Source organism: Kitasatospora sp. NPDC127067 (assembly GCF_042724755.1).
GTDB lineage: Bacteria > Actinomycetota > Actinomycetes > Streptomycetales > Streptomycetaceae > Kitasatospora > Kitasatospora lactacystinica.
The window spans coordinates 1-8,927 of sequence record NZ_JBHXEM010000214.1 but is presented as its reverse complement, the minus strand read 5'-3'; the positions used below and the strand labels follow the sequence as shown (position 1 = coordinate 8,927).

The 8,927-nt window shown below is 72.8% G+C and carries 9 protein-coding genes and 1 riboswitch; of the genes, 4 read left to right on the top strand and 5 right to left on the bottom strand.

All coding sequences use genetic code 11. From position 1 onward, the window contains the following. Window positions 1-152: 152 nt before the first annotated feature. The gene (locus tag ACFWJ4_RS39825; RefSeq protein WP_380553892.1) at window positions 153-431 is read right to left on the bottom strand and encodes a MoaD/ThiS family protein; all 279 of its coding nucleotides are present in this window, start codon (window positions 429-431) and stop codon (window positions 153-155) included. Window positions 432-466: 35 nt separating this feature from the next. Then, on the bottom strand, window positions 467-1,774 hold the full coding sequence (gene thrC / locus ACFWJ4_RS39820) for a threonine synthase (protein ID WP_380553889.1): 1,308 nt from the start codon (window positions 1,772-1,774) through the stop codon (window positions 467-469). Between the two features lie 16 nt (window positions 1,775-1,790). After that, window positions 1,791-1,927, bottom strand: a riboswitch (SAM riboswitch). Between the two features lie 111 nt (window positions 1,928-2,038). Between thrC and ACFWJ4_RS39815 the strand changes: the two genes are divergently transcribed. Both ACFWJ4_RS39815 and ACFWJ4_RS39810 read left to right on the top strand, forming a co-directional pair. Further along, on the top strand, window positions 2,039-3,076 hold the full coding sequence (locus ACFWJ4_RS39815; protein ID WP_380553887.1) for a glucosyl-3-phosphoglycerate synthase: 1,038 nt from the start codon (window positions 2,039-2,041) through the stop codon (window positions 3,074-3,076). A gap of 38 nt (window positions 3,077-3,114) precedes the next feature. Further along, window positions 3,115-4,581: a trehalose-6-phosphate synthase gene (locus ACFWJ4_RS39810; protein WP_380553885.1), complete on the top strand. Its 1,467-nt coding sequence runs from the start codon at window positions 3,115-3,117 to the stop codon at window positions 4,579-4,581. On the opposite strand, the gene otsB is transcribed toward ACFWJ4_RS39810, so the two are convergent. Together otsB and ACFWJ4_RS39800 are read right to left on the bottom strand one after the other, a co-directional pair. Beyond that, a complete protein-coding gene (gene otsB / locus ACFWJ4_RS39805; protein WP_380553895.1) occupies window positions 4,568-5,392 on the bottom strand; it encodes a trehalose-phosphatase in 825 nt (274 codons plus the stop codon). The genes ACFWJ4_RS39810 and otsB overlap by 14 nt on opposite strands. An 88-nt stretch (window positions 5,393-5,480) precedes the next feature. Beyond that, the gene (locus ACFWJ4_RS39800) at window positions 5,481-5,726 is read right to left on the bottom strand and encodes a DUF3263 domain-containing protein (protein ID WP_380553882.1); all 246 of its coding nucleotides are present in this window, start codon (window positions 5,724-5,726) and stop codon (window positions 5,481-5,483) included. A 93-nt stretch (window positions 5,727-5,819) separates the two neighbouring features. On the opposite strand from ACFWJ4_RS39800, the gene ACFWJ4_RS39795 reads away from it, so the two are divergent. Then, a complete protein-coding gene (locus tag ACFWJ4_RS39795; protein WP_359905862.1) occupies window positions 5,820-6,170 on the top strand; it encodes a cupin domain-containing protein in 351 nt (116 codons plus the stop codon). A 55-nt stretch (window positions 6,171-6,225) separates the two neighbouring features. On the opposite strand, the gene ACFWJ4_RS39790 is transcribed toward ACFWJ4_RS39795, so the two are convergent. Then, the gene (locus ACFWJ4_RS39790) at window positions 6,226-7,506 is read right to left on the bottom strand and encodes an extracellular solute-binding protein (protein WP_380553879.1); all 1,281 of its coding nucleotides are present in this window, start codon (window positions 7,504-7,506) and stop codon (window positions 6,226-6,228) included. Between the two features lie 337 nt (window positions 7,507-7,843). Between ACFWJ4_RS39790 and ACFWJ4_RS39785 the strand changes: the two genes are divergently transcribed. Further along, complete coding sequence (locus ACFWJ4_RS39785; RefSeq protein WP_359905868.1) at window positions 7,844-8,791, top strand: ROK family protein; 948 nt, start codon at window positions 7,844-7,846, stop codon at window positions 8,789-8,791. The last annotated feature ends 136 nt before the right edge of the window (window positions 8,792-8,927 follow it).

Below are 8,927 nucleotides of genomic sequence, written 5' to 3'. Positions count from 1 at the left end.
GCGGGGCCCGAACGGCAAACCCTGTTCCCAACCCACCCACACTCAACTCCCACTCGCCCGCGAAAAATACCGCCCGGAATGCCCCCGGTCGCCCGCGCATACGGGAAACGGAATTCCGTACGCGCGGGCGACCGCGGGTTGGTCGCGAAGGCTCAGCAGCCGCCGGCCACCGCCGGGATGATCGAGATGCCGGCGCCGTCCCCGATCTCGGTCGCCAGGCCCTCGGCGAAACGCACGTCGTCGTCGTTCACGTAGACGTTCACGAAGCGGCGCAGCTTGCCGGTGTCGTCCAGGATGCGGGCCGAGATGCCCGGGTGGTTCTTCTCCAGGTCGGCGACGACCTCGGCCAGGGTGGCACCCTCGGCGGTCACCACGGCGGCACCGTCGGTGTAGGTGCGGAGGATGGTGGGAATGCGGACGTTGGCGCTCATGACTCTCCTTGCGGGGGCGGGGCCGATCGGGTGGTTCAGGCGGACGCGAGGCCGGCGGCGCGGAACGAGTCCAGCGTCGGGCGGATGACGGCGGTCATCCCGGCGTCGGAGACGGCGTCCAGGGTCTTCAGGCCGTCGCCGGTGTTGATCGCGACGGTCTCCTTGGCCGGATCCAGCTGCCCGGTCTCGACCAGCTTCTTCAGCACGCCGACGGTCACCCCGCCCGCGGTCTCGGCGAAGACGCCCTCGGTCCGCGCCAGCAGCCGGATCGCCGCGACGACCTCGGCGTCCGTGACGTCCTCCACCGCGCCACCGGTGCGGCGGGCGATGTCCAGCACGTACGGGCCGTCGGCGGGGTTGCCGATCGCCAGCGACTTGGCGATGGTGTCCGGCTTGACCGGCTTGATCACGTCCCGGCCGGCCTTGAACGCGGCCGACACCGGCGAGCAGCCCTCGGCCTGGGCACCGAAGATCCGGTACGGCCGGTCCTCGACCAGGCCGAGCCTGATCAGCTCCTGGAGGCCCTTGTCGATCTTCGTCAGCTGCGAGCCCGAGGCGATCGGGATCACGATCTGCTCCGGCAGCCGCCAGCCCAGCTGCTCGCAGATCTCGTACGCCAGCGTCTTGGAACCCTCGCCGTAGTACGGCCGCAGGTTCACGTTGACGAAGCCCCAGCCCTCGCCGGCCGAATCGCCGATCAGCTCCGAGCAGAAGCGGTTCACGTCGTCGTAGTTGCCCTCGATGCCGACCAGCTCGCCGCCGTACACCCCGGCCATGACGACCTTGCCCTGCTCCAGGTCGTGCGGGATGAACACGCAGGACCGGAACCCGGCCCGGGCCGCCGCCGCCCCCACCGCGCCGGCCAGGTTGCCGGTGGAGGAGCAGGACAGCGTGGTGTACCCGAACGCCCGGGCCGCCTCGATCGCGCAGGCGACCACCCGGTCCTTGAACGAGTGCGTCGGGTTCCCGGAGTCGTCCTTGACGTGCAGCTGGGCGGTGAAACCGAGCTCCCGGCCCAGGTTGTCCGCCTTCACCAGCGGGGTCCACCCAGGGTTCAGATTGGGCTTCGACGCCACGTCGGCCGGAACCGGCAGCAGCGGCGCGTACCGCCAGATGGACGCCGGACCGGCCTCGATCCGCTTGCGCAGCTCCTCGGCGCCCTCGCTGCCGAACTCGTAGGCGATCTCCAGCGGGCCGAAGCACTCCAGGCAGGCGAAGCTGGGGCCGAGCGGGAAGCGGGTGCCGCACTCGCGACAGGACAGCGCGGCGGCGGGGCCGAGGTCGACGGGTGGGGGTCCCCCCGGCCGAAGGCTGGGGGAGGGTGCGGCGGTGTCGATAGCCATGATGGCGAGGCCTCTCTCCTCATCTTCCCCGTGGCACGGTCGCGCCACAGGCCGGAATTGGCACCTGTCCCGCCGGGGCCTGTCGACAGACAGCCGCGCGGGAAGGTTGCCGGGACGTCAACGGGCCGTTCCCTCAGTCCCTCTGGATGAGCTTGTGAAATTGTGGTGATGCTCAACGGCGACCCCGGCGTGCAAAGGTCCGACCGCTGTACGAAGACTGTATCCGAAGGCGTCAATCCTGAACGGGTCCGTCCGCCACGCGAGATGACCCGTCCCACCGACCCCGCCGAGGAGACCTCCGTGCCCGCCGAACCGATTCCCGAGCTCCTCCCGCAGGCGGCGTCCTGGCTGCGCCGCCGCTCCTGGAGCGCGGCCGACCGGCCGGTCCACACCCTCCTCGCCGCCAAGGAACGCACCGGCCGCACCGTCAGCGTGGTCCTCCCCGCCCTGGACGAGGAGGCCACCGTCGGCGACATCGTCCGCACCATCCGCCGCGAGCTGATGGAACGCCTCCCGCTCGTCGACGAACTCGTCGTCGTCGACTCGGGCTCCACCGACGCCACCGCCGCCGTCGCCGCCGAGGCCGGCGCCCGGGTCGAGCACCGCGACGCCGTCCTGCCCCGGCTGCCCGCCGTCCCCGGCAAGGGCGAGGTGCTCTGGCGCTCGCTGCTGGTCACCCGCGGCGACATCGTCTGCTTCGTCGACGCCGACCTGCGCGAATTCGACCCGGCCCTCGTCTCCGGCATCCTCGGCCCGCTGCTGACCGACGAGTCCATCCAGCTGGTCAAGGCCATGTACGACCGCCCGCTGGAATCCGAGGGCGCCGTCCTGCCCGTCGGCGGCGGCCGGGTCACCGAACTCGTCGCCCGGCCCCTGCTCAACCTCCACTGGCCGGAACTCGCCGGTTTCGTCCAGCCCCTCGGCGGCGAGTACGCGGCCCGCCGCTCACTGCTCGAACGGCTGCCCTTCCCCACCGGCTACGGCGTCGAACTCGGCCTGCTGGTCGACGCCCTGGAACTGGCCGGTCTGGACGCCCTGGCCCAGGTGGACGTCGGCGTCCGGCACCACCGCCACCAGGACGGCCAGGCCCTCGGCCGGATGGCCGCCACCATCTACCGGACCGCCCTGGAACGCCTCGACCGCACCCACCGCCTCAAGGCCTCCGCCGACCTCGTCCACCCCCAACTCACCCAGTTCACCCGCGACCCGGAAACCCGCGCCTTCACCGCCCACACCCACCCGGTGACCGCCCTGGAACGCCCCCCGATGCACACCGTCCCCGAATACGCGACCCGTCATTGAGGGGTTTGCCGCCCCGACCCCCCGGCAACATCCCAACCATGGGCGATCTCACGACCAACCGTTCGAGCGCGACCGGCACCGCCCCCGTCCTGGTTGCCTCCAACCGGGGACCGGTGTCCTTCAGCACCGCCGACGACGGCACGCTGACCCTGCGCCGCGGCGGCGGCGGACTGGTCTCCGGCCTCTCCGCCATCGCGGACCCGAACGCCGTCTGGGTCTGCGCCGCCCTCAACGACGCCGACCGCAGAGCCGCCGCCGAGGCGCCGCGGGGCCGCCTCGACCTGGCCGGCCACGAGGTCGGCGGCCAGGCCGTACGGATGCTGGACATCGACCCGCAGACCTTCGCCCGCGCCTACAACGGCGTCGCCAACTCCACCCTGTGGTTCGTCCACCACCTGCTCTACGCGACCCCCACGGCACCCGCCTTCGACGCCGGCTTCCGCACCGAGTGGGCCGCCTACCGGGCGTACAACGAGGCCTTCGCCGAGGCCCTGGCCGCCGAGGCCGCCCCGAACGCCGCGGTCCTCGTCCAGGACTACCACCTCTCCCTGGTCCCGGCCCTGCTCCGGGCGGCCCGCCCCGACCTGCGGATCGGCCACTTCTCGCACACCCCCTGGGCCCCGCCCGAGTACTACCGGATGCTGCCCGACGACGTCGCCCGGGCCGTCCTCACCGGCATCCTGGGCGCCGACCGGGCCGGCTTCCTGACCGAACGCTGGGCCCGCGCCTTCGCCGCCTGCTGCGAGGACCTCCTGGACGCGACCGTCGACCACGACGCGCTCACCGTCACCCTCGACGGCCGCACCACGGGCCTCGGCGTCCACGCCCTCGGCGCCGACGCCGACTTCCTGCGCGAACGCGCCCACCGCCCCGACGTCGACGAACGCCTCGCCGCCCTCCGCCGGACCGTCGGCGACCGCCGCACCATCGTCCGGGTCGACCGCACCGAGCTGAGCAAGAACATCGTCCGCGGCCTCCAGGCCTACCGGCACCTGCTCCGCACCCGCCCCGAGTGGCACGACCGGGTGGTGCACATCGCCTTCGCCTACCCCTCCCGCACCGACCTGGCCGAGTACCGCGACTACACGGCCACCGTCCAGCGCCTCGCCGACGAGATCAACGCCGAATTCGCCACCCCCGCCTGGCAGCCGCTGCTCCTCCACGTCGACGACGACTTCCCGCGCTCGCTCGCCGCCTACCGCCTGGCCGACGTCGCCCTGGTCAACCCCATCCGCGACGGCATGAACCTGGTCGCCAAGGAAGTCCCGGTGGTCTCCGACAACGGCTGCGCCCTCGTCCTCTCCCGCGAGGCCGGCGCCCACGCCGAACTCAAGGACGACGCCCTCACCGTCAACCCCTACGACGTCATCGCCACCGCCGACGCCCTCCACGCCGCTCTCACCATGGACCCGAAGGAGCGCGCCGACCGCACCGGGCGCCTGGCCGCGGCGGCCACCGCGCTCCCCCCGCAGCAGTGGTTCCTGGACCAGCTCAACGCCCTGTGAGCGCCTCCCCGAGAGCCCCCAGCAGCTCCACCACCCCCTCCGGCCCGGCGACCACCAGATCCGCCCGGTCGGCCAGCTCCCGCACCGGCGCGTCCCCCACCGCACCGGCGCACACCAGCACCCCGGCCACGCCCTCGCCCCGCAGCTTCTCCACCGCGGCGAAGGCCGCCACGTCCCCCAGGTCGTCCCCCGCGTAGAGCACCGCACGGGCGCCCCGCTCCCGCAGGAACCCGGTCAGCGCCGCCCCCTTGTCCACCCCCGGCGGCCGCAGCTCCAGCACCAGCCGGCCGGGCTCCACCACCAGCCCGTACTCGGCCGCCAGGTCCCCCACCGGCGCCCGCAGCAGCTGCAGCGCCTCCTCCGGCACCGCCGTCCGCCGGGTGTGCACGGCCACCGACCGCCCCTTGTCCTCCACCCACGTCCCCTCGGGCGCCCCGACCCGCTCCAGCATCCCCGGCAGCACGTCCCGCACCCGCGCCACCCCCGGAGGCGCCTCCGGCGCCGAGAGCTTCCCGTCCTCCCACCGCTCGGCCCCGTAGTGCCCCAGCACCACCACCCCCGGCAGCCCCGCGAACCCCCCGTACTCCACCGCCACCGCGGCCGGCCGGCCCGTCACCACCACCACGGCCCCCACCACCGAGCCCAGCCGCCGCAGAGCTCCCACCACCCCCGGATGCGCCCGCGCCCGCCCCGGATCCGCCACGATCGGCGCCAAGGTCCCGTCGAAGTCCAACCCGATCACGGCCTCCCCGGGCGCCGCCAGGACGGCCCGCACCCCGTCCCGCCCAGCCTCGGTCCCCGGCACGAACATCTCTTCAAAGCCCATACCGAAGCCCCTACCCCGGACCGCCCCCTCCGCACCCACCCGGCGCCCGGCCGTCCTCCCTGGAGCCACCCCGTCACCGGGCCCCCCGCCGGGCCTCCCGAACCCGCCGCAACCGATTCACCAGCACCGGCGCGTGCGCCAACGCCGCCTCCCGGTCCAGCAGAGAGTTCAGCACCTGGTAGTACCGCGTCGAGGAGAGCCCCAGCTCCTCCCGGATCGCCCGCTCCTTGGCCCCCGCCGTACGCCACTGCCGCCCTTCCAGCGCCAGCACCGCCCGCTCCCGCTCACTCAGCCCGCCCGGTTCGCCCACCGGAACCACCTCCGTCCACCGCTACGGAGTGTCATTCTCGCGCGCAACCCCGACACACCCTGCTCGCCCCACCGCTCCCCGCGCCCGGCTACCGTCACCCCCATGACCACGCCCAGCTTCGCCCTGCACGTCCCCACCGCCGACCTCGACCCCGACCCGCTGGACCCGTCCCAGGTCGTCTCCGGTTCCCCCGAGGTCACCGGCAAGGTGCTGTCCGAGTCCGCCGACGGCCGCCACCTGCGCGGTCTCTGGCAGATCACCCCCGGTGTGGTCACCGACGTGGAGGCGGACGAGATGTTCGTGGTGCTCAGCGGCCGGGCCACCATCGAGATCGAGGGCGGCCCGACCCTGGAGGTCGGCCCCGGCGACTGCGCGGTCCTGCGCGAGGGCGACCGCACCACCTGGACGGTCCACGAGACCCTCCGCAAGGCCTACGCCATCACGCTCCCCTGAAGCACACCCCCTGCCGGGGCCGGAGCGGGTCCCGACCCCGTCCCGGCCCCCGGTCCTACTTGCGGACCTTGGCCGCTTCCTTCACCGCCGCGTCCTGCAGTCCCCCGAGCACCTGCTTGGGATCCCCGGTGACGGCCTGCCCGATCCCCGCCTTGATCCCGTTGCTGACCTCGCCCCAGGCCGGGTCGCCGAACGGGTAGAAGCTCGCGTTGGCCAGCCCGACCGCGAACTGCTTGAGGTCCTCGTGCTTGGGGTCCGACGACATCTGGGCGAAGGCGTCCTGGGTGACCGGCAGGAGGTTGTACTGCTCGTCGAACTTCAGCTGGTTGTCCTTGCCGTAGACGAAGGACAGGAACTTCTTGATCTCGTTCTTGTGCCCGTTCGCCTTGAGCGCCATCATCCAGTCGGCGACCCCGAGGCTCCCGGTCCGCCCGACGCCGTCCTTCTTGGGGATCGGCGCCGTCCCGAAGTCGATCTTCCCGGCGGTCGCCATCCGCAGCAGCGTCGGGTGCCCGTTCAGCATCGCGACCTTCCCGGCGGCGAAGTCCTGGAACACCGGGGTGCGGTTCATCCTGCCGGGGTCCGGGTACGTCAGCCCGGTGCTCACCAGGTTGCTCTTCAGCCAGCCGAAGGTCGCCTGGTTCTGGGCGCTGTCGATGGTGTAGTTGCCGACGTCGTCGGAGATGCTGCCGCCGCCGCTCAGCGTCCACAGCATCGATTCGGCCGGCGCCTCCTCCGGCCCCAGCGGCAGCCCGTACGGGGTCACCCCCGGCACCTTGGCCTTGATCTTCTCCGCGTCCTGCCGCAGTTCGTTCCAGGTGGCGGGCGGCTGGGTGATCCCGGCCTGCCGGAACATCGCCTTGTTGTAGAAGAGCACCCGCGACGAGGAGACGAACGGGATCCCGTACTGCGTCCCGAGCACCTGCCCGGCGTGGGCGAAGGTGTCCAGGAACCTGGCCTGGGTGTCCACCGAGAGCACGTCGGAGGCCGGGTAGAGCCGGTCCGCCGCGACCTGGTCCGCGAAGCCGCCGGTCTGGAGCAGGTCCGGCGACTTGCCGGCCGCGATCATGTCCTCGACCTTCTTGCCGATCTCGGTCCAGCTGTCCACCTCGACGCTGACCTTGATCCCGGGGTTCGCGGCCTCGAAGTCCCTGGCGACGGCGTCCCAGTAGTGCTGGGAGCTCGTCTCGGGGCTCTCCCCGTAGTCGGCGGCGACCAGCCTGAGGGTGACCGGTCCGTCGTCCTGCCCGCCGCAGGCACTGACCGCGGTGAGGACCAGTGCTCCGGCCAGCGCACCGCCGAGCACACGGGTGGGAACGTGGACGCGCCTGTTCAACGCGGGTACCGCCTTCGGGGGGATGAACGTGGATGTACATCGACCGGATCGGGGGAAATCCGGCGGGGGGAGGCGCAACACTGCCAAACCCGCCGACCACCGGTCCACACCACCGGCCGGGGCCGCCCCGGTAGTTATCGAAGTGCGCGGAGTCATTGCACAATGCGCAACAAAACCTCCGCCCCCACCCCGCACATCCCGTTCGGCACCCGGCCCCGCCCCCGGGCGCAAAGCCCCGCACACCCCCGCAGCTGCGACAAAGCTCACCCAGTATGGACCAGACCAATCCGACAACTGGACTAGACCTCTTCTACCCGCCCAAGGGAAACTGTCCTCCGTGAAGCACGTCATCGCACTCGATGTAGGCGGCACCGGCATGAAGGCCGCGCTGCTCGCCCAGGACGGCTCCGTGCTGTTCGAAGCACGCCGACCGACCGGGCGGGAGCACGGCACGGACGCCGTCGTCGCCGCCATCCTCGACTTCGCCGCCGACCTGGCGGACGAGGGCCGCAGCCGCTTCGGCGTCGCCCCGCTCGCGGCCGGCGTCGCCGTCCCGGGCACGATCGACGAGAAGAACGGCATCGCGGTCTTCTCCGCCAACCTCGGCTGGCGCGACCTCCCGCTGCGCAAGCTCCTCGGCGAGCGCCTGGCCGGACCGGACGGCGGCCCGATGCCGGTGGCCCTCGGCCACGACGTGCGCTCCGGCGGCCTGGCCGAGGGCCGGCTCGGAGCCGGCCGCGGCGTCGACCGCTTCCTGTTCATCGCCCTCGGCACCGGCATCGCCGGCGCGATCGGCATCGGCGACCGGATCGAGGCGGGCGCGCACGGCTACGGCGGCGAGATCGGCCACGTCGTGGTCCGCCCGGGCGGACCGCCGTGCGGCTGCGGCGCCCGCGGCTGCCTGGAGACACTGGCCTCCGCCTCCGCCGTCTCCCGTGCCTGGGCCGAGGCCAGCGGCGACCCCGACGCCGACGCGGCATCCTGCGCCGCCGCGGTGGACGCCGGGGACGACCGCGCCCTCGCGGTCTGGCAGCAGGCCGTCGACGCCCTCGCGGACGGCATCGTGCTGGCCCAGAGCCTGCTCGACCCGTCCACGGTGATCGTCGGCGGCGGGCTGGCCGAGGCCGGCGACACGCTCTTCACTCCGCTGCGCGCGGCCGTCACCGAGCGACTGACCTTCCAGATGCCCCCGAAGGTCGTACCCGCCATGCTCAAAGACACCGCCGCGTCCCTGGGCGCGGGCCTGCTCGCCTGGGATCTGCTCACCATGGAGGTGACCGCGTGACCACCGCGGACCGTGACCGTACTGCCCTGGCCGGCGCCCGCCTGGTCCTGCCCGGCGGCGTCGTCGACGGCGACCGCCTCGCCGTCGAGGGCGAGCGCATCGCCGGCCTCGGCGGCGACACCGAACCCGGCGACCT

Excerpts from the sequence above, each read along its gene's own strand:
- thrC (WP_380553889.1), bottom strand. The coding sequence starts at position 1,774 with ATGGCTATCGACACCGCCGCACCCTCCCCCAGCCTTCGGCCGGGGGGA.
- ACFWJ4_RS39825 (WP_380553892.1), bottom strand. The coding sequence starts at position 431 with ATGAGCGCCAACGTCCGCATTCCCACCATCCTCCGCACCTACACCGAC.
- ACFWJ4_RS39795 (WP_359905862.1), top strand. The coding sequence starts at position 5,820 with ATGACCACGCCCAGCTTCGCCCTGCACGTCCCCACCGCCGACCTCGAC.
- ACFWJ4_RS39815 (WP_380553887.1), top strand. The coding sequence starts at position 2,039 with ATGACCCGTCCCACCGACCCCGCCGAGGAGACCTCCGTGCCCGCCGAA.
- ACFWJ4_RS39810 (WP_380553885.1), top strand. The coding sequence starts at position 3,115 with ATGGGCGATCTCACGACCAACCGTTCGAGCGCGACCGGCACCGCCCCC.
- otsB (WP_380553895.1), bottom strand. The coding sequence starts at position 5,392 with ATGTTCGTGCCGGGGACCGAGGCTGGGCGGGACGGGGTGCGGGCCGTC.